Consider the following 22782-nt stretch of genomic DNA (forward strand, 5'->3'; position numbering starts at 1 on the left):
TGTATGTAGGTACATTTTGTGAATTGGGGTGTCCCGATTTGAGTTGGACTACATATGTTCAAATCTTGCTTCTGCTGCACCAGGCCCTCGTTCCCGGCAGTGTGCAGATCGGCGTACAGGGGCGCAGCGTCGCGACCGCGAATCGTGCCGATTATGTGGCGCCGGTGTTCCCGCTCTTGAATGATGAGAAAATAGACCGGCTTCTTGATGAACTCGATAAGAAAGTGTATCAAGCGCCCAGGAATGCCCGGATTGGCGACTACGAGGAAATTATCCCGGAACAGAGCGGTTATAAACTGGATCGGAGGCGTTTTCGTGAGCAATTCTATTCCTGCCTCTACAGCACCGGTTCCCAAGCTATCGAAGCGCCGCGCTTGAAGGTCCATGCCACAGTTGATAGCGAACTGTTGGCCCATATCCGTGACAAGAGAATCGGATATTACGTGACCTATTACAATTCCAGAAATAAAAACCGGTCGCATAATGTGGATCTGGCGGCAAAAGCCATTAATAACAGCGTCGTGTTCCCGGGCGAGCAGTTCTCGTTCAACCGGGTTGTCGGTATGCGAACCACGTCGAAAGGATACAGGCAAGCGCCGATTATCGTACGCGGGGAATATTCCGAAGGGATTGGCGGAGGAATCTGCCAGGTATCCTCGACCCTGTTCAATGCCGTGGACCGGGCAGGGCTGGCCATCAAGCAGCGTTACTCCCACAGCCGGCATGTGCCCTATGTACCGCCCGGCCGCGATGCGACGGTGAGCTGGGGCGGGCCGGATTTTACATTTCAAAATCGGTACAATCAACCGGTTCTCATCCGCGCCCATGCCAGCGGGGGCCAAATGGTCGTTGCGGTGTATTCTTCCGAATTGATTACGTATATTCCGCGCGAGGTCCCGGGCACGACCCGACGTCTGCCGGAAGAGATCTCCCTCGATGTAGAAGTGAAAGTGAGGGAATAAAAAAGACGCGCATGCCTGGCTGATGCAGGCATGCTTTTCCGGCATTTCATGAAAATGGTTGTTTTCTAGCAACCGGTTATCTATACTTTTGATTAATCGCTGGCTTGAGGAAGCTTATTCCATTCTGGAGCGCTTTAAAGGATGATGCGCGTTCGCAGCAATTATCTGATTTTAACGAAAAATGAGAGGAACTGGTAATTATGACACTTCTTCATTATTTCCCAATGACAGAGGACTATGCTTCCATCATTGCGAAGTGGACTTATGATGAGCCTTATTCGCTCTATAGTATGGACGGGGATGAGGACACCATTGCGGAATTTATGGACGGGGACTATTTTTATGCTTTGGATAACGATAATGTCTTAATTGGGTATATTTGTACAGGGAACTCAGCACGTGTGCCGGGAGGATATGACATCGGAATCTATGACCAGGATACATACCTGGATTTAGGATTAGGGCTGCATCCGGAGTTTACCGGGAAGGGCCTGGGAATCGGGTTTGTCACGAGCAGCCTTGATTTTATTCGCGAGCGGTATCAAGCCCCCGATATTCAATTGGTTGTGGCCGCATTTAATGAACGGGCGATTAAAGTGTATGAGCGTGCCGGATTTGCTAGGGGAGCATTATTCCAAAGTAAAATCGGAGAGCAAGATGTAGACTTTATGGTGATGAGGCGCTCGATGCAAGCGTAATGATCCAATGTGCACTCAACCTATCACATCGTGTTCGCATTGGGACATGCCGAAGGAGGCCGTAATGATAAAATCAATGCAGTATCGCGAAAGTTAACCCGGGGAATGTAGCCTCGAAAAGAACTATCGAAAAACTGGGTTTACGATTTGAATATGTATGCTGATGAGTATATGAAAAGGAACTTTTCGATCTGATATGGGCTCTCCCTGAGGTTTCGACCTTTGGGACAGCCCATATTTTCTATTCGATCAAATCGATACGCCGTGGATAGATTTTACAGCAGGGTGATCATATAATAGATTCAGAGAACAACATGACAATACTTGGGTGTTAAGGGGGAAGCGAAAGAATATATAGGATGCAAAGCCTTATTGCAACATTAGAAATAGACGGAGAATGGGAACTATCACGAAGAGACAAGAAAATACAGAGGGATGGTCGACAACGTGGTTACATCATTAGAAACAAGGAAAACAAATAAATCCAAGATTTTGATTGGTTGTGCCGGGGCAGTAGGTATTATTGTCTTGATCGGTGTAATTTGTATCATTATGATGCTTGGATTTCGCAGTGATGCCGTATCTTTGCAAAATCGTATCGAAGCCCAATATATCGCGAATAAGAGCAATTACGATTCCATGTGGAAGAAATTCAAAGAAATGACGCAGGTATCTGAATTACAGGCTGAACAATTTAAAGATGTCTACACAGGACTCATTGAAGGCCGCAACAAAGATACTAGTCTTTTATTCAGAATGGTTCAGGAACAAAACCCTGCTTTAAGTCATGAGATCTACAACAATCTCCAGCGGGAAATTGCTTCTAGCCGTAACGTTTTCGATAACAATCAGAAAAAAGTCGTGGACATCATCCGGGAATATAATACTCGCATTAATACCGGAACTGGCTTCATTTTTAATGCTTTCTTTGATTTTCAACCTATTGACGCCAATAAATATATTGTAACATCTGAGAAAACTTCCAACGCGTTTGAAACGAATAAAGACGATGTGATTGATTTGAAAGGAAAGTGACATCATGTTTATCATTCCATTCGTCATTGCCGTTATCGTTTCATTCGCCTTTGAATACGTTAAAGGAACTAATTTCCGGAGAGGTACCATCGTTTCGGCGATGGTACTTGTCTTTACCTTTTCGGTCGTTGTCATGGACTATTTCGTTCAAACTTATGATACAGAAGTATGGTCTGGGACGGTAATCAACTGGTACCATAAAGACGCTTATGACGAGTGGCACCCTGAGAGTTGTACGACAACGACAGACCGGCATGGTAATTCAACTACATCTTGTACTCCCGGTTATTGGGAGCATCACAATGCAGTCAATAAAATTAAAACAACGGATAATGGATGGATGAAAGTCACCTATTCTCCTGATGGATATCTATTTGATGATGATTGGCCTGCCACTGCTTCTGAGTTAAAACAAATGTGGCCTCCTGGAACACCAAGTGCATCCGTTCATCGCTATGAAAATAAAGTTCAAGCTTCCTATTCTCTCTACAAGATTGATGGGATTGATGAAAAAGACTTCCCAGATCTGCCAAAGTATCCAAACGCAGTTACCTCGTTTATCACGATAAATCGTATTGTTGGAGATGTTCCCAATAAGGAGAAGGCGAATCGAGTTCTCAATCAAAAAAATAGTGAACTAAATAAATTCATTCCTGATCCAGAAAGGCCCGGAAAGAAAAGATCGTGGAAACAGGTAAACCTGATTTTTGTTAATGTCGGCGAAAATAAAAATGAGGATTACGGCTACGCACTTCAAAACGCATGGAAGAATGGGAATAAGAATGATTTTATTGTCAGCTTCAGTATGAATCGTAATGGGAAGCTGAACTGGGTTCATGTTTTCTCTTGGAGCGAAGTGGAAATTCTTAAGATGGAGGTTAGAGATTACTTAATGAATAAGGGAAAAGTCACTGACTTCGTCCCTGTAGTTAAAAAAGTGTCAAAGATGGTAGCTGAAAAATTTGAAAGGAAGGAGTTTGCAGATTTTTCTTATCTTAAGGTTGAGGTATCGGAAATCGCGCAAATCATCATATGGATACTAGCTGGGGTAACCTTAGTGGGACAATATAGTAATTATTATAAGAATGAACGTGCAGAAATACAACGCTTACGTAAACAGTTAGCGCCACGGACAATTCAAGTAGGAGATAAGATTATTAAAATTAGGGTTTTAAAAAATGATACAGATTATTATGATATGCAAAGTAAATATATTGTGAGGGACGAGGAAACATTGTAATTATTTGAAAAAAGATGTAAAAGTTACTCGCAGTAAACATATAGTTGAAAAAGGATGGATTTGATCATGGAGATCATTCTCATTCGTCACGGCCAAGGCGAACATAATTTGAATGATCCTGAGAGTCTTAATATTACACATCCCCGCTTAACGACAAAAGGCAAAGATCAAGTCCGAGAGTTAACATCCTTGTTTTGCGGAAGAGGAACTATTTATGGTTAGCCCTACAGAAGAACGATTGAAACCACGACCATTTTAGTTGGCGATATGTCTTTTCCCCGAAAGTACATAAGTCCGATGGCAGGCCCAAGAATGTTTCCCTAGAATCCGGAGTGGAGTACATTACCTTGCAATGTAATTGTATCGAAAGAAAGAATCGAACAAGACTGGAACAATAAATAGTTATCGAACGACAATGGGAGAACAAGGATTAACCAGATCTGACTTTTTGGGTGAAGTACGCTACTTCAAGAGCAGGTTGAAAGAGATGCAAGATAGATTCTCACCCGTTTGAATGATCTAACGATTCCCTTGAAAGGGAGTTAATAAAGAAGCTTTTTAAATAACATATTAAAGGGAGAAAAGATAATGAATGTTGCAGAGCTTTATGACGAGCTTCCTATAGAACTGCCAGGGGATGTGATGGATGCTTTAGCGTCTCATCATGCCAAGCAAGTGGCTGGTGAATTTTTCTTGAGGCTCATGAATCGAGACGAGATCATTGAACTTCATGAATGTCTGGCTGATCTTAAAGAATTTCAAGACATTCTCCCTTTATGGAGCGATGACAATTCGAACTATGTTGGACTTTACTGTCGGGGACCGTTAAAAAACAAGGTTTGTTATATTAGTCATGAGGAAACCGATCTGTCGCCGGGCTTCCGAAGTGTAAGTTCTTTCCTTGCTTCGCTGGAACAATCTTCCGATCTGGATTGGGATGATTTAAAAAAGGACTATCCAACAGAAGCTGATATCGATACACAGCATCTCGAAGATGATAGGAAATGTATCGATGAGTTGAACGCTCTGTTACATTCGCATCAGCTTGATGATGACTATCGAGTTCAGTTGATCTATTCCGTAATGGCTATTACGCCAAAGACAGATTTGGATAGCATCGTGAAGTATTTAGATGATGAGGATATGTATGTGCAGGAAAGAGCATGCGAGATTTTGGGCTATCACAGGCATGTCCCGGCAAAAGAAAAATTACGGGAGATTGCGCAATCCGGCATGCCGAATGGGAGACAAGCAGCGAAGGGAGCTTTGGCAAGAATTCGAGAGACAAGGGAAACATCAAAATCGTAAATTGAATGTACCTGGTCCAGCTCTTCTACGAGGTACGATGCTAAAAAATCAGCGCGAAGAGGTTCTCTTTTCCGCTTCGCGCCAAACCGCAAACAAGGTTGTATGGAAGCGGGACTATCGCTTTGCTATTGATTTGCAGCTTTCTTGTTTGTAAGAGATCCATTCGTAAGAATTTAATTATAAGGTGTCGGACCATAGGTCCGACATCCGGGAATCGATCTTTTTATTGGGTAAGCTTCGAAATGCCATTGATGATTAGATAGATCCCGATCACCCGTAGGGGGATTCGGGGAGCAGTGCCATCCTTCCGAAAGAGGGCTTTGGCCAAGAGACCGATATAAATATGGATCAAACATCCGCTGAGCAGCTCCACGATACCGATGATGATAAAAAGTGAATTCATCATGCACACTCCTTTTCCGTTGTTCATTTCATTCGTCCTTTCTTCGTTCCTTCTTCGTCTTTGCATCCGAGAGTTACGATTTTCTCTTGCTTCAGGAGCAGAGACAGATTGTCGAAAACCGTTCGATTGCTGTGCTCGGCTTACAAAGAATATTGTAGAATGATGGCGAGCTGCGCCCAATTCACGAAAGTAATCAATTGCCGCATCATTTTTCCTCGTTTTTTCGATGACTTTCGTTATCTATGAAACCTCAAAAAGCCATGATATGATTAATTGATATGATCGAAGAATAGGGAACCTATATACAACGGATACCGATTGTGCTGTTGATTTTCAGCGCCCGCGTGTCCTATAGAACTTGGATAAGGAGCTGCAGGAAGCTTATGCCGCGCTGCAGATCTATTTGTCTGCCGTTGAAGAGCTGGCCATTGCCAACTTACTATGGATGTCCGGTGTCCTTCGCAGCCTGAGCAGGCTTGGGGAAGGAGCGGGCAGCATGCATAATCGAAGGGGGACGCTATGATCAAGGTAATGATTGTAGATGACCAGGAGATCGTCCGGGAAGGGCTTAAAATGATACTGAGCATGTACAAGGAGGTCTCCGTCATCGGTGAAGTGCCTAACGGCAGGGTGCTGTTGGAGCAGCTTGAAGTGATGAACCCTGATGTGATTCTAATGGACATCAGAATGCCGGTGATGGACGGGATTACGGCTGCTCAATTGGTGAAGGAGCGGCATCCGGAGATCAAGGTTATCATTCTGACCACCTTTGATGAAGATGAATATATTATCCAAGGCTTGAAGAACGGAGTGGAAGGATACATATTGAAAGATTCCGGTTCCGCCGATATTTTAAACGCCATCAAAACGGTATATGCCGGCAGTGTGCTTCTCAATTCGAAGGTGACTGAACGCATGGTAGAGGCCATATCCTCCGGACAGGACAACCCCATGCCGTCTCGCCAAGAGGCTCCCGTACCGGACAAGCTGGGACTGCTTACCCCGAGAGAGGCGGAAGTTGCCCGGCATATCCTGTCCGGCAGCAGCAATAAAGAGATTGCTCAAGCTCTGTTCGTCACCGAGGGGACGGTTAAAAATTATGTATCCCGAATTCTGGATAAGCTCGAATGCAGAAACCGCACGGAGCTCGTTCTATATTTGAGCAAGCTGGGCCGAGTGTAATACGCGCGCATATCCATGCTCCAACCCTGCCAAATTTTTGCCTCCAATGGGCATGTAAAGCACCGGACCCAGTTGCTGCTGCGGTATGAACAGCCCGTTTTCAAGCAAAGCATAACAAAACCTCATTGGCGGACTGGCGCAAGATACGATACCATGGCCATGCCGATGGGAGAGACCATTCCGCCACCCTTCCCTGAGTGCGAACAAGAGCAATTCCTCCATTGTCTTACGCGAAAACGATCAAGATAGATTCGAATGTGTACAATCCTATCGAAGTCAGAACCCCAATCAACTTGAAATGGATCCGACCTCCAGTTCGTTCACCGAAATGTAAAACATAGAAGCCGAAATCCGGCCATATAATTTGACCATTGGTGCATTAAGGAGCCGCATGCGAACAATCAAGGGCAGCGGCAGTCAAGGCCTCACAGGTTGGATGCAGAAGGACACTAGCAGCATTTGGAACAGGGGGAAGGTAAGTGATGCCAGAGCAACTTCACTATGCCGTCGCCATTGTGGGGGCAGGCAGCGCCGGATTATCGGTTGCGGCCCGTGTGCTGCGAACATCGGCAGCGCTGCACGGCTCCGTCGTGATCATCGATCCGCAGGCCAAGCATTACTATCAACCCTTGTGGACACTCGTCGGCGGCGGAGTCGTGCGCAAGGAGGTGACGGAGCGCGAACAGCGATCGCTTATCCCGAAGGGAGCCGATTGGCTGCAGGAAGCGGTCGCGCATTTCCACCCGGACGAGAACCGCATCGTTACAAGCACTGGCACCGACATCCGGTACGATGTGCTCGTCGTCGCGGCGGGCATCCAGGTCGATTGGGATCGGATTAAGGGATTGAGGGAATGCATCGGGCGCGAAGGCGTGTGCAGCAATTATGATTACCGCTATGTGGACAGCACTTGGCGGTCGATCCGGGAGTTCCGCGGCGGGACCGCGATTTTCACGCAGCCGAACACGCCAATCAAGTGCGGGGGCGCGCCCCAGAAGATCGCGTACTTGGCTGATGACGCATTCCGGAGCTCGGGCGTCAGGGAGAAGACCGACATTATCTTCGCATCCGGCAATGCGTCGATCTTCGCCGTGCCGAAGTATGCTGCGGCACTCGACAAGGTGGTGGAGCGCAAGGGAATCACGGCCAAATACAAGCGCAATCTGGTCGAGATTGACTCCGTCAAGCGGGAAGCGGTCTTCGAGCATGTGGACACGAAGGAGCGGGAGACGCTCCGGTACGATATGATTCATGTCGTGCCGCCGATGTCCGCCCCGTCCTTCATCCGGGACAGCCCGCTTGCCGGGCCGGGCGGATGGGCCGAGGTCGACAAGCATACGATGCGGCATGTCCGGTTCGCGAACGTGTTCGCTCTGGGCGATTGCAGCAATCTGCCGACCTCGAAGACAGGCGCGGCCATTCGCAAGCAGGCTCCGGTGGCGGCCAACAATGTGTTGAACGTGCTGGCGGGGAAGCCGCCGGATGCAATCTACGACGGGTATACCTCCTGCCCGCTCGTAACGGGCTATAACCGGCTCATTCTCGCGGAGTTCGATTATGATCTGACGCCGCGGGAGACGTTCCCGTTCGATCAGTCGAAGGAGCGGTACAGTATGTATCTGCTGAAGAAAGATCTGCTGCCTAAGCTGTATTGGCACGGCATGCTGAAGGGACGGATGTAACCACAGGCTCATAAGGTCAACAGAACAGATAGTCAATAGAACAGATATATAACGTTAGTTGAATATGTTCAGAGAAAGGGGAGAGCGGCATACATGCTGCTGCGCTATTTTTATGATGAGAAGCTGGCCCACGCTTCGTATCTCGTGGGTTGTCAAGCAACGGGGGAAGCGATCGTGATCGACCCCGCGAGAGATGTTGTTCCGTATCTCAAGACGGCTCAGGCCGAAGGCTTGAAGGTCGTCGCCGCGGCGGAGACGCATATCCACGCTGACTTCGTATCGGGCGCCCGCGAGCTCGGGGAGGAACATGGGGCGACACTCTATGTGTCGGGAGAAGGCGGACCGGATTGGTCTTATGCTTACGTGAACGGCGGCGAGGGCGGGGCATCGATCAAGCATTGGCTGGTCCGAGACGGAGAGCGGTTCCAGGTAGGGCGGCTTGAGTTCGAGGCGCTGCATACGCCGGGCCATACGCCGGAGAGCGTGTCGTTCCTGCTGACAGACCGGGGCGGGGGGGCCGATAGCCCGATGGGCATATTTACGGGCGACTTCGTCTTCGTCGGCGATATCGGCCGGCCGGATCTGCTGGAGAAAGCGGTGGGCCTGGCAGGCACCGCCGCGGAGGGAGCGCGGCAGATGTACCGCTCCCTGCAGCGCTTCAAGCAGCTGCCCGACTATTTGCAGGTATGGCCAGCCCATGGAGCGGGCAGCGCCTGCGGCAAGGCGCTTGGCGCGATCCCGTCCTCGACGGTCGGTTACGAGAAGCGCTTCAATTGGGCCTTATCCATGGAAGACGAACCGGCTTTCACCGCTGCATTATTGGCCGGACAGCCCGAGCCTCCAACCTATTTCCCCCGCATGAAGCGGGTGAACCGCGATGGACCGGAGCTGCTCGCCCGGCTTCCCGCACCGGAGTGGATTGAGGGCACAATGACGGCTGTCTCCGGTCTAGCGGAGGGAGACGCGGTTGTGATTGATACGCGGTCTAGTACGGAATTTGCATCCGGGCATGTAAAGGGAACGATCAATTTGCCGTACAACCGTTCCTTCACGACATGGGCCGGGTGGCTCGTCGATGACGAGCGGCCGCTGTACGTGATGGGAGAAGCGGATCAACTGCCTGAGATTGTCCGCGATATGCGGTCGATCGGCATCGACCGGGTTGCGGGCACGATCGAGGCTTCCGCACTGTGGAGCGGCATCGATGCGGCGGCGTCAGGCCTGGAATCGTATCGCGAAGTGGCCCCGGCGGACATCGCCGATCAGGTTCTGGGCGGGAAGGTCGCGGTCGTGGACGTGCGCTCTGGAGCGGAATGGGAGGAAGGCCGCATTCCGGGCGCGAGCCATATTCTGCTCGGGACGCTGCCGGGACGCATCCGCGAGGTGCCTGACGGCAAGCCAGTGCTGCTCCAATGCCGGACGGGGGCGCGCTCGGCGATTGCGGCCAGCATTCTGCAGGCGCATGGCAGTATGAATGTAATGAACCTGCAAGGGGGCATCATCCGATGGCGTGAGGAAGGCTTGCCTATAGCCAAGTAATCGGTCTGCTCCATTGGATCGGCTCTCCATAGGCCTCCATGATCTGTGGAGAGCCGATCTTTGAAAATTGATGAATTCTACCAATAAAACTATAAAAATAGAAAATAAAGGTTTACATTATGTTATATCTTTGCTATATTTAAGAAGGTAAAACTTACATATATTACATCAAATATAAAATATTTAAGGAGTGATGTGAAATGAAGAAGCTTCTGCTTTCACTGTCCGCTTTAGCTGTCCTGGCCACCGCTTCGCCGGCCTATGCTTCTCAGAACCCTGTTCCTGCCGTCTCTGCCGGCCCGGTCGTTCAAGAAGGCCAGCAATTCATTAAGTATTATGCGCTGCGGCCGAATGAAGTCACACCATGGGAAGGGATTTACCTGAAGAAAGGCCAGCAGCTTACGATTTATGCTCAAGGCAGCTACGCCTATTACTCGGTATACAGTACAAACTATCATCTCGGGACTTTTTACAATAGCAATGTAGGCAGAATTTTTACGGCGACGGAAGACGGCTATCTTTATTTTCAATTTGCTGCTCCATCTTCGTACACGATGAATTACTTCACGGTTACATACCAAGTTAGCTGAGTGGCGACAGCAGGCGATCTAGCGGAATAATGCCGTGTTTACCGGCAAGGACGACAAGGTGAATCAGGGAGAACCTGATTCACCTTTTGTTGTTCGAACCGTATGCCGTCATCGCTGCGGTTACAGTCTGGAAGGGGTATGCAGCGGATAAATGTCTGTACGCGATTCCCGAATATCTTCCTTTTCATAGGGGAATGAGATATAATAATTAGGCGTTTTTTTGTACATATACCCTATGGAGAGGAGAATAGCAGTGAAATGCAGCAGATGGAGTAGGGTGAAGCGAAGTGTGGCCAGCGGACTGGCCGTCTTAATCGCCATGCTCGGATTCGTCATTCCGGCGCAAGCGAATGAAGGACCTGCGGCCATTCCGCAGATCAGTACGTGGTCGATAAAAACGCTGAATGAGGGGGAGAAATACGGGATTATCCCGCTTGCGTGGTACGTTGACGGCACGTTCCAACAGCCGATCACGCAGGATAAGTTTCAAGCGCTCATCGAAGCGACCTCCGCCAAATTGGATGCGCTCGAATTAAAGAAAACAGGGCAGGTCGCCATTCCGTCCGGAACGAAGGAAATTACGAGAAAAACGGTGATCGATGCCGTGTATGGCGTATTCGCCCAGTACGAATGGCCTGAATCACTTGATCTGGATATGTCCGATCCGGTAGCGTTTTTGCGGAAGAACGGCATTATCTATGGAACAAGCAAAGGGCTGGAGCTAGATAAGCCAAGCACCGTAGAGCAAGCGTCTGTCATGGCAAGCCGTCTTGTCCAATTCGGTTATGATGCGGCAGGAGGCGGGGCGAAGGGGCTTCTCTGGAAAGCCACGAAGGGGCAAAATACGCTCTATCTCCTCGGGTCGATTCACCTGGGCATTCCAGACATGTATCCGATGCAAAAATCAATCCGGGACGCGTTTGCACAGTCTGACACGCTGTGGGTAGAAGTGAATTTGCTCGACACAGAAGCCTCGATGCAGTATTTCACCCAACTCATGACGTATCAAGACGGCACCCAATTGAAGGAGCATGTGTCGCAGCAAACCTATGAGAAGCTGCAAAAGGTGCTAGAGCAATTGAACATGGCGCAAGATAACTTCGATCCGTTCAAGCCGTGGGCAATCACGACCAATCTCACGATGGCCACTATGTCAGGTGAATCTGCAGACATGGCTCAAGGGGCAGCCCTCGGTGTCGATATGTACTTCACCAACTCGGCCTTGTTGACAGGCAAGCCGATCCATGAGCTGGAAGGACTTAAGTTCCAGGCAGATCTCTTCAATAATGTGCCGCCTGCGGTGCAGGAGAAAGAATTGAACGAGGTGTTGGATCAAATCCTGGCGCCTGCCGACAAGCCGGATGATGCGAGCAAGCAGTTGAGACAGTGGCAGCTCCTGTGGGCCAAGGCCGACCTCGAAAAATTCTCGGAGTCCTTCACGGGATCGGATGAAATGGTGAAAAGCGATTCGGCGCAGCGCTTGTTCGGGGAACGGGATAAAAATATGGCCAAAAAGCTGATGGAGCTGCTGGATAAGGAAGGGGCATCCACGCACTTTGTCGTCGTCGGAGCCGGTCACTTCGTTATCAAAGACATGATTATCGATCAGCTCAAAGCGAACGGCTATGAAGTGGAGTTCGTGAAATAGAATACAGCAACGGCAAGGCTAACCCGTACGCCATACCGAATGGCGGCGGGTTAGTCTTTTTGTTGAAATCACACATTGAAGATCAAGTCAGGTATGTTGAAGATGTCGCCGTTATTCAAGCCTATGATGATGATCAAACGGCAACCAGAGAGCTGGTTCGCTCGAAAGACGATGAGCTTGTTTACCATACGGCCAAGGAAAGATCGAAATCCAAATTAAGCCGTTGTTCGGTTTCAGAGGAAATTATGATAAGCATCGAGTATAAAGATGGCTTGCTGTTCACTTCATTGGTAGATCGAATTCAAGGGTGCTCGGAAATCGTTGATAATATGGTCATCGACACATGTGCTGCTGAAACGATTCTTTCTCCGGATGCAGTTGTGGATTTGCAGAAGTTTACGGCAGCAGCGAGGGAGCTACAGCGAGATCAGATCCCGGGACAGCTTGTTCAACCGTTCGCGACCGCCCTCCGTGACCAGCACCATATCCTCGGCTTACAAACTCGCTCCCTGCCCTAAGCTTCACGGTATCCGTCCTGTCGTGTGTTGCATTAGTATACTTTGGAGCATTGGACTATCTAATAGACGAGGAAAATGGAAAGACTGGCTGGCTTGTGGCCGCATACTTGGGATGGGGTCTAGGAGTTATAAGCAGGCTATTTGTAAAGGACGAGCCGCAAAGCGGTGATTGCTCTAGGATAAGTGCCCCTGAGGGGCCACAACAATAGTTAACACAGGCGAAAACATTCAGTACCACATTGTATGAAGCTCTTTTCATGACTTAGGTGGAGTATACAAACAGCCTTTATACAGTGTATAAAGGCTGTTTGTTGTTAACCAATTACTTATAAAGCTTTTTTTTCAGTTTTATTTGCTGTAGAGTAAGTCCAATTAATATCACCGTTAACAGTAAGGATTGAATGAGGTTCTCCGCATCTACAAACAAAGTTGTATAATAGGACACCAAAACTGCGACTGTTACAATTCCCAGAAAGATGTTGTTTCGCAAGATAAGGTTCTTCCTAAACAAAAAGTGAACCCCCAGAGCAATTACTAGGGCGTAAAACAAGAGAAAGGACAGGGTTATTATTAACGATTCAGTTATAATCGAATCCACTCCCCTCCACTCTTTATGTTTTATCCTATTATAACACATAAAATTACATAATTTACTACTCGTTGATTGTCACGAATTTGTCCTCATTAGCATTAGCTCTTATTTGTCCATTTCTACAATTATAAAGCCTTGAGGCTATCTCATAGTCATTGCCAAAATAATTCGGGCGGCAGGTCAACAGAGAATGTGGGGGGCGGAAAAACGGCGGCGGGCAAAGCGGTGGAGGAGGGGGAAGACAGAGAAATCCTGCGCCAATCAGGCTGTTGGAAAACCCCTGTTTTTTTCGGAGGGGGGATTACCTAATCGAAACTCGGCATTCAGGGCGTCATCGCCTTCTGGAGACATCATAATATCCTAGGGTTTTAACGTGTGGAGGGAATTACTGCTATTTTACAGGAATTTCGGCTCAATGAGTCCACATTTCGAGGAATTGCTGCACAGCTACATCATTTTAGGCCCTTTTGAGTAAGTCGAAGAGAAACGGGTGAAATTGCTGCAGTTTTACAGGATTCCCGTTCTGGTGAAGTCGTCCCTATCGAATTGCTGTAGTTGTGCAGGATTTTGCCTACTGAATCAACGTGTCTTGAGAAACCGTGCAGTTTTGAGGACTTCGCCTATCGGAAAGACATTTTCATTGTGCAGTTTTCAGGCACTTCGATCAGAGCGTTTGAAATCAAAATTTTTCTACTGAGAGACAATTCCTAATGAAGTGCCCAAAAATCCTTTGGACTTTCTCAACAGACTGGCCACTGCAGGAATTTACGCTATTTGCTATGCTATTTGAGAAGATTCCTGCAAAAGTACATCATTTCCGCCGATTTTTTCCTTCCATTCATTGGCATGGCTGAAATTCATGCCGTTCCAGGAATTTCGGTAACGCAGTAAACGTCCTAAAGAAAAACAGTATTTTTACAGTTTTTTCAGCAAGCTAAGCTGTGAGAAGCAGGGGCGGGCCGTCTCGCTGTCAGGTAACAGACTGCTTATGGGACCAACCCCTTATTCAACATTCATATCGGCATCGCAGCAGGGGAGCTACAGCGAGATCAGATCCCGGGGCAGCTTGTTCAGCCGCTCGCAGCCATTGTCCATGACCAGCACCATGTCCTCGATCATGATGGAGCCAATGCCGTAGCCGTAGTAAGGCGTCTCCAGGCAGATGACCATGCCCGGAACGAAGACGGCTTCCTCCGCCGGGCTCAGGAACGGGGCCTCCTCGGCCGCGAGGCTCAGGCCTGCGCTGTGTCCCAGATGGCCCCGGTTGTAATTCGGCAGTCCGGAACGGCGGATCACCTGCATCGCATCGTCAAATGCGCGGCTCATCGGCAGACCCGGCTCGATCAGCTCCAGCAGCCGGTCATGTCCGGCCCGCAGCGCGCCGTAGATGCGCTTCACCGTGTCCGAAGGCGAGCCGAGCACGAAGGTGCGGGCTATGTCCGAACCGTAGCCGGCCACATCGACGCCGACGTCGAATTTGATCACGTCGCCGGGCTGACCCGGACGGGTGTCGAATATATGCGCCGGTGCGAACTTCGCCCCGACGGAAATCATATGGAAGCGGGAAGGCGCTCCATCCGCATGGGTCAGCAGAGCACGCCGGAACGCGTCGGCAATGTCGGCCGCCGAGCTGCCGGTCCGGATCTCCTTGATCGCTTCGGCGATGCCGATCTCGGCGTAAGCGCAGCTCTGGCGGAGCAGCCCGACCTCCCAAGGGGTCTTGCACGCACGCAGCTCGGCCAGCAGCCCGCCGGCCTCCGTCAGATCCAGCCCCCGCACAGCTTCGCGCAGCGCGTTCACGGCAGGATATCGCATCCCGCTCAGCTCGACGGCCACCTTGCCGCTGCGGATTCCGTATTCCGCCAGCACCTCCCGGAGCAGCCCGAACATTTCCTCGACTTGATGGTTGACGGGCCGCCGTCCTTCGTACCTGCCGCCGCGCAGCCCGAGCGGATCGTCAACGTCGACCCAGGTCGGGTACGTTCGCAGCTCGCATTGGGGCAGATCGTCCGGTACGCCCGCAGCCTCGAACTCATTCATGATGATTACCGTGCGGCGGGACGGATCACGGAACATCACCGCCAGCGCGACTTCGTTCATGCGCAAGGTATACATGAACGTGCTGGGGTGCCCGGACAAGTAATAGAAATTTTCGCAGCTCGATGCCACGATAGCTTCTACGTTCTCTCTTTCCATAATCGTACGCGCCCGTTCCGCGATATTTTTCAAATGCTCTGCTTTGCCGTAAACCATAGTGTCAACTCCTTCAAAGCCGCTCATTCTTCCGGCTCACTGCCAAGCTGCCGCAAAAACTTGCGGGCCCGCTCAGTCCGCGGCTGAGTGAAAAATTGCTCTGGCGAGCTTTCCTCCTGGATTTTCCCATCGCTCATAAAGATAACCCGATTCGCCACTTCCCGCGCGAATCTCATCTCGTGGGTGACGACAATCATCGTCATCCCTTCCGTAGCCAGCTGCTTCATCACCGACAGTACCTCTCCCGTCAATTCGGGATCGAGCGCAGATGTCGGCTCGTCGAACAGCATAATCTGGGGCTGCATCGCGAGGGCGCGGGCAATGGCTACCCGCTGCTGCTGGCCGCCGGACAGCCGGGAAGGATGTTCATTTTTTTTGCCTAACAGCCCGACTTTGGCTAGCAGCGACTCACCAATTTCGAGCGCCTGGGCTTGGTTCATTTTTTTTACGATCATAGGGGCCATGGTGACGTTCTCCAGGACGGTCATATGGGGGAACAAATTGAACGATTGGAACACCATTCCGGTTAATGTGCGAATCTGCCGCACCGCTTCCTTCTTGGCGGCTTCGCCCATGGAAGCGTTCCAGGCCGCATCGCCCACCCGAATCGATCCCGCATCCGGCACCTCCAGCCCATTCAAGCAGCGCAGCAGCGTGCTCTTGCCGGAGCCGCTCGGCCCGACCAGGACTACGATTTCCCCGGAGTCAATATGAAGGTTGATATCGTCGAATACGGTTAGTTCGCCGAAGCTTTTTCCGAGATTGTGTACCTCTATCATGTGCATCACCCGTCCTTAATAGGCTTTTGACAACCGCGTCTCGATACGGTTCAGAATGAATGAGAAGAACACGCTCATCACCCAATACATGAGAGCGATCGCCACATAAAAAGGCATGGCGACATAGTACTGCGCAATGAGCAGTTGAGCGGAGCGCAGCAGCTCCGTTACGGTCACGATGGAGACGAGCGACGTCTCCTTCAGCATCCCGATGAACGTGTTGCCGAGCGGCGGGATCGCCACCCGGGCCGCCTGCGGAAGCACGACGCGCCGCATTGTCTGCCAAGGCGTCAAGCCCAGGGACTGAGCGGCTTCCGTCTGCCCGCTGGGCACGGATAGAATCGCGCCGCGGAGCGTCTCGGACAAGTACGCGCCGATATTGATGCTTAGTGAGATAAAGGCCGCGCTAAGCGGCCCCAGCGTGATTCCGAAATCAGGCAGTCCGTAATAGATAAGGAAGATTTGCACCAGGATCGGCGTGCCCCGAATAAGGGACACATACCCTTTCGCTAGCGTACGGACGAGCCGGGTTCCTTTCAAGCGGGCAATGGCGACGACGATCCCGATAATGAGCCCGAAAAACATGGAGACGATCGTAATCAGCAAGGTGTAGTACGCGCCTGTTAATAGAAATTCAATATTATGAAAGACCAGCTCCATTATCTGTCTCCTCCTGGCTCTTGCTCATTAGAAGTTCGGATCGACATCGAACCATTTATGGAAAATTTCCGTGAATGTGCCGTCGGATTTCATCTCGGCGAGCGCTTTATTGATCGCATCGAGCAGTTCCGGATTATTTTGGCGAATCGCAATCCCGGCAAAATCTTCTTTAATCGGCTCGCCGACCGCTTTCACCTTGAACTGATTTTTCTCGATCAGCGGCTTGAGGGCGAACACATTATTGATCGTGGCGTCGATGCGGCCGACGTCCAGGTCTTTCAGCGAGGTGATGACATCGTTATATGTGGCGATCTCGAACTTGCCGACTTTCGGCATCGCGACGTCGCGCAAATATTTCTCATCGTTCGTCCCGAGTCCGACGCCAATTTTTTTGTCTTTGAAATCTTCGATCTTCTGAATCGTCCCGTTGTCGCTCTTGACGATGACGTTGACGGCGTTCTTCACGTAAGGCGTGGAGAAATCCATCATCTTCTTGCGATCCTCGGTAATCGTGACTTGGCTGACCAGCGCATCGTATTTATCCTTCTGCAGTCCTTCAATCAGTCCGGAAAATTCACCTGAAATGAATTCCGCTTCCACACCAAGGCGTTTTGCCACTTCTTTGGCGACATCCGCATCGAAGCCGTCGACCTCGTGCTTGTCGTTCAGGAAGTTGTATGGGGCATAGGTGCCCATAAGTCCGACTCTGATTTTGCCGGCCTTCTTGATCTGTTCGAGCGCATTAGCGGCGCCGGCATCTTGGGCCGGCTTGCTTCCGCATGCAGCAAGAGCGACAGACAGAACCGTGAGCAGCAGTGCAGCTTTGACGAATTTTTGTAGTTTGACAGACATGATGATAGCCTCCTTATGGGTCTTCCTTATAAGTAAAATGGGTTATCCGAGCAACCCCCGGAATTCGAATTTGGCGGTTTCTTCGGCGATTTCCGATGGGGAATAGGCGGACGTATAATCGACCTCTAGCATCGGTCCGAACAGCCATTTGGACAATACGCCCGTTATGAAGCAGACGAGAAGGCTGGCCCGAAGCGGCAGATCATTCGTACGGGGAAGCATGCCTAGCTCCATTGCCCGCTGAATGTTATGCTTGAACGCCTCCTCGAACGCAACCCACGTGTGCGAGACCGCTTCCCGCACTGGAGGGTCTGCGCCTTGGCCTTTTATAAGCAGGAAAGCCATCAGCTCCCGGTTCCGGTCGGCGAAGGTGAACAGATCGGTGAGCAGCCGTGCGGATGAACGGACCATATCATCTACCGTGCCCGCGTGCTTGCGGTAGCCTTGCTCAATAACGTTTATCAGCTTCTCTTTTCCGTCTTCGATTAATTCCAGCACGAGCTGTTCTTTGCTTTGAAAATACCAGTAGAACGTTCCTTGCGACACTCCTGCAGCTTTGACGACATCGGAAATTTTGGTGCTGTGATATCCCTTGCAGGCAAATAGCTTCAGGGCGGCGCCCATCAATTGATGACGGCGGTCCTGTTCGTGCTTCGGTCCGGCAGCCAGCTTCCATTGCCCCTTTCCACTTAACTGACGAGTCAGTTAATGATAATTCCGATGGGATTACTATATTTTAAGTTTAGGTTGGTGTCAAGCTATATTTTTGAAAGTGCCGGTCAATCAGAATGGAGCAAAGTCTTTTCATCATGAAATCTGATTTATGCGTGATAGAGCAGCTAAATGGATGGGGATGAAAAATCCGGTTTGCCATTGGTGAACGGCATAGAAGCCGCATAAAGCTGAACGAGTGAGCAACGTCGTTTGGGCGCTATGAGGTAATATTTCATTTCCAAAAATATGAACGGGAGGTATACTAGAAGGAAAAATGGAGAAATGCTCCAAAAGGCGGTTCCCGATTGGAAATTAGGAGAGATTGCTTCATGATGGAAACGAAGGAGACTTATGAATATTGGATTAGTTCGGCATTTTAAGGTTGCCTATCAACCCGATAACCGATGGATGACATCAGAGCAATTCAATCAATGGGTAGAACGCTATGATTATTCAGATATTTGTGTAAGCGCCTTCCTTGGTTGTGACTTGAAATGGGATATTTGCCTATCCAGCGATTTACACAGAGCGGTGAAGACCGCCGAATTCATTTATGAGGGTCCCGTAATCAAGACTGCGCAGCTCAGAGAGATTGGAATGAGCTGGCCTAGCCAATCAAGTTTCAAGCTTCATTATTATGCATGGCAGATCCTTGCCAGGCTGGCTTGGTATTTCTCATATCCTTCACAGGAAGAGAGCAGACGAGAAACCGGATTACGTGCCAGGCAGTTTATAGACCATATCGAAGAGAACTACCGAGAATCTAATGTATTAATTGTCAGCCACGGGGCGTTTATAAAATGTTTGACTCAAGAATTACTTCGCCGGGGCTATAAAGGGAAACGGCCATACAAGCCTGAAAACGGAAAACTGTATACATATTTAAAAACAATATACCAACAGTAGAAGATCCGTTTGATGTAGCGAGAGATGACTAATGTCGGAGGCATATCTCATGAACGAAAAATCTCAGCTGCTCGATAAATTCAGCGAGTGGAACCGTTTTGTGCTCCAAATTGCAAATATGGAATGGCAGACCTCGATTGAAGAAGGCAAATGGACGATCCATGATATTGTCAGCCATATGATGATGTGGGATAAATACTTCTATGAAGAAGCCATCTATCCTATCGCCAATGAGGAGCAAGTGACAGTGAGTCATCTTGATTTTGATGCGTTTAATAAAGAAGCCATCGAATATGGCAAAACGGTAGCCAAGGATGAATTGATACAGTTGACAACGCGTTACCGCAATCTGTTAGTGGAAACAATACAACGGTTCGACGACGATACGTTTTCGAGAGAGTATACGGAAGGAAAATTTACGGTCAAATCTTATCTGCAAGATTTTATTGCGCATGATCAGCATCATATCACCCGAATCGAAGAATACAAAAGAAAATCAGACATCAACTAATATCTAGAAGGAGAACGACATGAAATATTAGCATGGTATTTTCACCATCAAGAACCGATTCTGAAGCCATACAACCCGAAGCTTAATCGATAGGCAGGGCGGCTGGAGTCGCGACAATGAATCCGGGAGGTGCATGATGAAGAATTTCACAGAGAAGCTTGAGAAGTATGCGGAGCTGGCGGTGAAGGTGGGCGTGAATATTCAGCAGGGTCAGACCCTTGTCATCAAAACTACGCTGGACGCGGCCGTATTGGTTCGCTTGATTGCAAAAAAGGCTTATGAGGCAGGCGCGAACGATGTCTTCGTCCAATGGAGCGACGATGCGGTTGACCGCTTGCGCTTTGCGATGGCGCCGGAAGAGACATTGCAGACATTCTCCACCTGGTATGCGAAGGAACGGGAAGAGTTTGCCGCTAAGGGCGCAGCGTTTATGTCCATCGTTTCCTCCGGTCCGGATTGGCTGCAGGGGATTCAACCGGCACGCATTGCTAGCTTCAACAAGGCCAAGGCGACAGCGATGTATCCTTATAGCCGTTACATCCAGACGGACAAGGTGAGCTGGACGATGATTGCCGCTCCATCGGCTGCCTGGGCGGCGACAGTGTTCCCGGACGTGCCCGAAGAAAAGCAAATCGGCCGCCTGTGGGAAGCCATTTTCCACGCAACACGGGTCAATACGGACAATCCGGTCGAGGCATGGAAGCAGCATATCGCCACGGTGCGGGGCAGGGCGAATGAGTTGAATGAGAAGCGCTATCAAGCGCTTGTGTTTACATCGCCGCATACCAATTTAACGGTGGAGCTGCCGGAAAATCATATCTGGATCGGGCTTCAGAGCACGAACGAGCAGGGAACCAGCTTCATTTCCAATATGCCGACGGAGGAAATCTACACGGCCCCGCTAAAAACTGGCGTGAACGGGTATGTGTCCAGCACGATGCCCCTTAGCTACGGCGGAAATATTATTGATCGCTTTACCCTTACCTTCGACAAAGGCCGGATTGTTGATGTGAAGGCGGAAGAAGGGGAAGAGATTTTGCAAAATCTCATTGCTACGGATGAAGGGTCTCATTATCTTGGGGAAGTGGCGCTTGTTCCGTTCGATTCGCCGATTGCCCAGTCCAAGGTGCTGTTCTATCATACCTTGTTCGATGAGAATGCTTCCAGCCACCTGGCGATTGGCAGCCCATATCCTATATGTATAGAAGGCGGGAAAAACATGCCCGCGGAGGAACTGGTAGCGGCCGGGTTAAATGAAAGCGTCGCACATGTTGATTTTATGATAGGCTCTGCCGATATGGACATTGATGGAATTAGGGCGGATGGAACGAGAGAACCTATTTTCCGAAAGGGGAACTGGGCGTAAAAGGACGACGAATGCATCAACATGTCAACGCTGCCAAATACGATAGAAGCTCTTGCACGGAGATGCTGCGGGAGCTTCTTTTTATGTGCTTCCGATGATTGCCGAGCCGCGCACAGGGAAGGTTCCATGTTTCCAACAGGACAGGTATTCGCTATAATATAAGTGATAATGATAATTATTCTCGACAATAGAAGGGGGAGCGGATGCCCGAGTTGGACGGCCTGTGTGTCCGGCTCATGGTGAGGCGTGTAAGCATGAGACAACATTATTTCATTGACAGTCCGGATACGTATGCCGAGACGATGCGCCAATTGTCCGGGCAGAGCGCGCATGAGGAGAGCCCGCATGCCTGTTCTGTGCGCTACGATATTAGAGAAGAGTATGGAGCGGGCCGTGTCGAAATGTTCCGCGTGATGAACAATTCCGCGATTACGCTCTATGATGTTACGTTTCATGACGATGTCGTGTTCGAATATGCGATGACGGGCCGTTATTTCGCGGTGAAATATTGCGTGGATGGGGAACTGGAGCTGCAGGAGCATGGCCAGGAACCGTTATTGTTCAGAAAGAACAGCTTGTCTGTATCCAAGTCTTGCGCCATCCGAGGCTGCACCCGTCATCGTGGAGGGCAGCGCTATCAATGCGTGTCCATCATCTCGGACTCGGACCATATGTCCAAGTTGTTCGGCAGCAGCGGGGTAGACGTATGGAATCATGCGATGGAGAAGCTGGACGGTCCCTCCCGGCAACGGCTATTCACCGGTGTGCAAGCGGGCGCGGACGTGTCGAATATCTTCTGCAGCATTTTCCACTGCGCGCTTCCGGAACAATCGAAAATATTATATTACGAAGGCAAAGTTATGGAGCTGCTGTCCCTGCTCCTGGCGGTGGAGCTGCCCGGACTGGAAGACGAGGCGGAAGCGGTCCTGCTGGATGACTATGAGATCCGGCAAATCCGGCTTGCTCATGATCAATTGATGGACAACCCTGGCAATCCGCCCACGTTGGCGAGGTTATCCAGGGAGCTGGCGATCAGCCGCAATAAATTGACCAAGGGTTATAAGCAGATATACGGCTATACGATCTACGTTCATTATCGCAAGGCGTGTATGCAGCAGGCGGCTGCGCTTCTGGCCGATCTCAACAAATCCGTTCAAGACATCGCGTTTGATGTCGGTTACTCCAATGCGAGCAATTTCTGCAACGCCTTCAAGCGCGAGTTCGGGCTGACTCCGCTGCAGTATCGCAAGTCCACGCTGAGAAGATTATCCGGGCAAATGAGTACGCCATCAACATAATCGGTGCTGCGCCCACAACAATTCGATGTCATCCTCCCGTATAGTG

Annotated in this window: 22 protein-coding genes; 16 read left to right on the top strand and 6 right to left on the bottom strand. The window is 49.9% G+C overall.

Annotated elements, in window-relative coordinates:
* The first annotated feature begins 38 nt into the window (after window positions 1-38).
* The 5 genes from FLT43_RS00515 to FLT43_RS00540 all read left to right on the top strand — a co-directional run bounded on the left by FLT43_RS00515 (window position 39) and on the right by FLT43_RS00540 (window position 5243).
* Window positions 39-962: a VanW family protein gene (locus FLT43_RS00515; RefSeq protein WP_164776305.1), complete on the top strand. Its 924-nt coding sequence runs from the start codon at window positions 39-41 to the stop codon at window positions 960-962.
* 200 nt (window positions 963-1162) lie between these two features.
* Window positions 1163-1660 (top strand): GNAT family N-acetyltransferase, encoded by a 498-nt coding sequence (locus FLT43_RS00520; protein ID WP_087443834.1) that lies wholly within the window; start codon window positions 1163-1165, stop codon window positions 1658-1660.
* Between the two features lie 447 nt (window positions 1661-2107).
* Complete coding sequence (locus FLT43_RS00525; protein ID WP_244194288.1) at window positions 2108-2695, top strand: hypothetical protein; 588 nt, start codon at window positions 2108-2110, stop codon at window positions 2693-2695.
* Between the two features lie 4 nt (window positions 2696-2699).
* Complete coding sequence (locus FLT43_RS00530) at window positions 2700-3935, top strand: hypothetical protein (RefSeq protein WP_087443832.1); 1236 nt, start codon at window positions 2700-2702, stop codon at window positions 3933-3935.
* A gap of 588 nt (window positions 3936-4523) precedes the next feature.
* The gene (locus FLT43_RS00540; protein ID WP_087443831.1) at window positions 4524-5243 is read left to right on the top strand and encodes a HEAT repeat domain-containing protein; all 720 of its coding nucleotides are present in this window, start codon (window positions 4524-4526) and stop codon (window positions 5241-5243) included.
* 223 nt (window positions 5244-5466) lie between these two features.
* Here the strand turns inward: FLT43_RS00540 and FLT43_RS00545 are convergent, their stop codons facing one another.
* Window positions 5467-5673, bottom strand: coding sequence for a hypothetical protein (locus FLT43_RS00545; protein ID WP_240927463.1), 207 nt, complete (start codon window positions 5671-5673; stop codon window positions 5467-5469).
* 331 nt (window positions 5674-6004) lie between these two features.
* Here FLT43_RS00545 and FLT43_RS29130 point away from each other — a divergent pair, with 331 nt between their 5' ends.
* The 7 genes from FLT43_RS29130 to FLT43_RS29620 all read left to right on the top strand — a co-directional run bounded on the left by FLT43_RS29130 (window position 6005) and on the right by FLT43_RS29620 (window position 12805).
* Window positions 6005-6169 (top strand): hypothetical protein, encoded by a 165-nt coding sequence (locus FLT43_RS29130; protein ID WP_164776308.1) that lies wholly within the window; start codon window positions 6005-6007, stop codon window positions 6167-6169.
* Window positions 6169-6828, top strand: coding sequence for a response regulator transcription factor (locus FLT43_RS00550; RefSeq protein ID WP_208620095.1), 660 nt, complete (start codon window positions 6169-6171; stop codon window positions 6826-6828). Before FLT43_RS29130 ends, FLT43_RS00550 begins: the two co-directional genes overlap by 1 nt.
* A gap of 482 nt (window positions 6829-7310) precedes the next feature.
* Window positions 7311-8510: an FAD/NAD(P)-binding oxidoreductase gene (locus tag FLT43_RS00555; protein WP_087443828.1), complete on the top strand. Its 1200-nt coding sequence runs from the start codon at window positions 7311-7313 to the stop codon at window positions 8508-8510.
* A gap of 93 nt (window positions 8511-8603) precedes the next feature.
* The gene (locus tag FLT43_RS00560; protein ID WP_087443827.1) at window positions 8604-10049 is read left to right on the top strand and encodes an MBL fold metallo-hydrolase; all 1446 of its coding nucleotides are present in this window, start codon (window positions 8604-8606) and stop codon (window positions 10047-10049) included.
* A gap of 200 nt (window positions 10050-10249) precedes the next feature.
* Window positions 10250-10639, top strand: coding sequence for a hypothetical protein (locus FLT43_RS00565; RefSeq protein WP_087443826.1), 390 nt, complete (start codon window positions 10250-10252; stop codon window positions 10637-10639).
* Between the two features lie 235 nt (window positions 10640-10874).
* On the top strand, window positions 10875-12287 hold the full coding sequence (locus FLT43_RS00570) for a TraB/GumN family protein (RefSeq protein WP_373994953.1): 1413 nt from the start codon (window positions 10875-10877) through the stop codon (window positions 12285-12287).
* Window positions 12288-12349: 62 nt separating this feature from the next.
* Window positions 12350-12805, top strand: coding sequence for a hypothetical protein (locus FLT43_RS29620; protein WP_208620093.1), 456 nt, complete (start codon window positions 12350-12352; stop codon window positions 12803-12805).
* A gap of 1630 nt (window positions 12806-14435) precedes the next feature.
* Here FLT43_RS29620 and FLT43_RS00590 read toward each other — a convergent pair.
* Genes FLT43_RS00590 through FLT43_RS00610 form a run of 5 tightly spaced genes read right to left on the bottom strand, consistent with a single transcriptional unit; the run spans window position 14436 to window position 18565 of the window.
* Window positions 14436-15650, bottom strand: coding sequence for a M24 family metallopeptidase (locus FLT43_RS00590; protein ID WP_087443822.1), 1215 nt, complete (start codon window positions 15648-15650; stop codon window positions 14436-14438).
* Between the two features lie 23 nt (window positions 15651-15673).
* Complete coding sequence (locus tag FLT43_RS00595; RefSeq protein WP_087443821.1) at window positions 15674-16429, bottom strand: amino acid ABC transporter ATP-binding protein; 756 nt, start codon at window positions 16427-16429, stop codon at window positions 15674-15676.
* A 15-nt stretch (window positions 16430-16444) separates the two neighbouring features.
* Window positions 16445-17089 carry an amino acid ABC transporter permease gene (locus FLT43_RS00600; protein ID WP_087443820.1) on the bottom strand — a complete coding sequence of 215 codons (645 nt, stop codon included), beginning with the start codon at window positions 17087-17089 and terminating at the stop codon, window positions 16445-16447.
* Window positions 17090-17116: 27 nt separating this feature from the next.
* Window positions 17117-17941: a transporter substrate-binding domain-containing protein gene (locus tag FLT43_RS00605; protein ID WP_087443819.1), complete on the bottom strand. Its 825-nt coding sequence runs from the start codon at window positions 17939-17941 to the stop codon at window positions 17117-17119.
* A gap of 42 nt (window positions 17942-17983) precedes the next feature.
* A complete protein-coding gene (locus FLT43_RS00610) occupies window positions 17984-18565 on the bottom strand; it encodes a TetR/AcrR family transcriptional regulator (RefSeq protein ID WP_087443818.1) in 582 nt (193 codons plus the stop codon).
* Window positions 18566-19006: 441 nt separating this feature from the next.
* On the opposite strand from FLT43_RS00610, the gene FLT43_RS00615 reads away from it, so the two are divergent.
* The 4 genes from FLT43_RS00615 (at window position 19007) to FLT43_RS00630 (ending at window position 22736) form a co-directional block, all read left to right on the top strand.
* On the top strand, window positions 19007-19561 hold the full coding sequence (locus FLT43_RS00615; RefSeq protein ID WP_087443817.1) for a histidine phosphatase family protein: 555 nt from the start codon (window positions 19007-19009) through the stop codon (window positions 19559-19561).
* Window positions 19562-19610: 49 nt separating this feature from the next.
* The gene (locus FLT43_RS00620; protein WP_087443958.1) at window positions 19611-20072 is read left to right on the top strand and encodes a DinB family protein; all 462 of its coding nucleotides are present in this window, start codon (window positions 19611-19613) and stop codon (window positions 20070-20072) included.
* 136 nt (window positions 20073-20208) lie between these two features.
* Window positions 20209-21438, top strand: coding sequence for an aminopeptidase (locus tag FLT43_RS00625; RefSeq protein WP_087443816.1), 1230 nt, complete (start codon window positions 20209-20211; stop codon window positions 21436-21438).
* 254 nt (window positions 21439-21692) lie between these two features.
* Window positions 21693-22736, top strand: a complete 1044-nt coding sequence (locus FLT43_RS00630; protein ID WP_164776430.1) for a helix-turn-helix transcriptional regulator — start codon at window positions 21693-21695, stop codon at window positions 22734-22736.
* Window positions 22737-22782: the final 46 nt, after the last annotated feature.

Source organism: Paenibacillus thiaminolyticus (assembly GCF_007066085.1).
GTDB lineage: Bacteria > Bacillota > Bacilli > Paenibacillales > Paenibacillaceae > Paenibacillus_B > Paenibacillus_B thiaminolyticus.

Excerpts from the sequence above, each read along its gene's own strand:
- FLT43_RS00520 (WP_087443834.1), top strand. The coding sequence starts at position 1,163 with ATGACACTTCTTCATTATTTCCCAATGACAGAGGACTATGCTTCCATC.
- FLT43_RS00530 (WP_087443832.1), top strand. The coding sequence starts at position 2,700 with ATGTTTATCATTCCATTCGTCATTGCCGTTATCGTTTCATTCGCCTTT.
- FLT43_RS00540 (WP_087443831.1), top strand. The coding sequence starts at position 4,524 with ATGAATGTTGCAGAGCTTTATGACGAGCTTCCTATAGAACTGCCAGGG.
- FLT43_RS00545 (WP_240927463.1), bottom strand. The coding sequence starts at position 5,673 with ATGAACAACGGAAAAGGAGTGTGCATGATGAATTCACTTTTTATCATC.
- FLT43_RS00555 (WP_087443828.1), top strand. The coding sequence starts at position 7,311 with ATGCCAGAGCAACTTCACTATGCCGTCGCCATTGTGGGGGCAGGCAGC.
- FLT43_RS00560 (WP_087443827.1), top strand. The coding sequence starts at position 8,604 with ATGCTGCTGCGCTATTTTTATGATGAGAAGCTGGCCCACGCTTCGTAT.
- FLT43_RS00565 (WP_087443826.1), top strand. The coding sequence starts at position 10,250 with ATGAAGAAGCTTCTGCTTTCACTGTCCGCTTTAGCTGTCCTGGCCACC.
- FLT43_RS00570 (WP_373994953.1), top strand. The coding sequence starts at position 10,875 with ATGGAGAGGAGAATAGCAGTGAAATGCAGCAGATGGAGTAGGGTGAAG.
- FLT43_RS00590 (WP_087443822.1), bottom strand. The coding sequence starts at position 15,650 with ATGGTTTACGGCAAAGCAGAGCATTTGAAAAATATCGCGGAACGGGCG.
- FLT43_RS00595 (WP_087443821.1), bottom strand. The coding sequence starts at position 16,429 with ATGATAGAGGTACACAATCTCGGAAAAAGCTTCGGCGAACTAACCGTA.
- FLT43_RS00600 (WP_087443820.1), bottom strand. The coding sequence starts at position 17,089 with ATGGAGCTGGTCTTTCATAATATTGAATTTCTATTAACAGGCGCGTAC.
- FLT43_RS00605 (WP_087443819.1), bottom strand. The coding sequence starts at position 17,941 with ATGTCTGTCAAACTACAAAAATTCGTCAAAGCTGCACTGCTGCTCACG.
- FLT43_RS00610 (WP_087443818.1), bottom strand. The coding sequence starts at position 18,565 with ATGGGCGCCGCCCTGAAGCTATTTGCCTGCAAGGGATATCACAGCACC.
- FLT43_RS00615 (WP_087443817.1), top strand. The coding sequence starts at position 19,007 with ATGAATATTGGATTAGTTCGGCATTTTAAGGTTGCCTATCAACCCGAT.
- FLT43_RS00620 (WP_087443958.1), top strand. The coding sequence starts at position 19,611 with ATGAACGAAAAATCTCAGCTGCTCGATAAATTCAGCGAGTGGAACCGT.
- FLT43_RS00625 (WP_087443816.1), top strand. The coding sequence starts at position 20,209 with ATGAAGAATTTCACAGAGAAGCTTGAGAAGTATGCGGAGCTGGCGGTG.
- FLT43_RS00630 (WP_164776430.1), top strand. The coding sequence starts at position 21,693 with ATGAGACAACATTATTTCATTGACAGTCCGGATACGTATGCCGAGACG.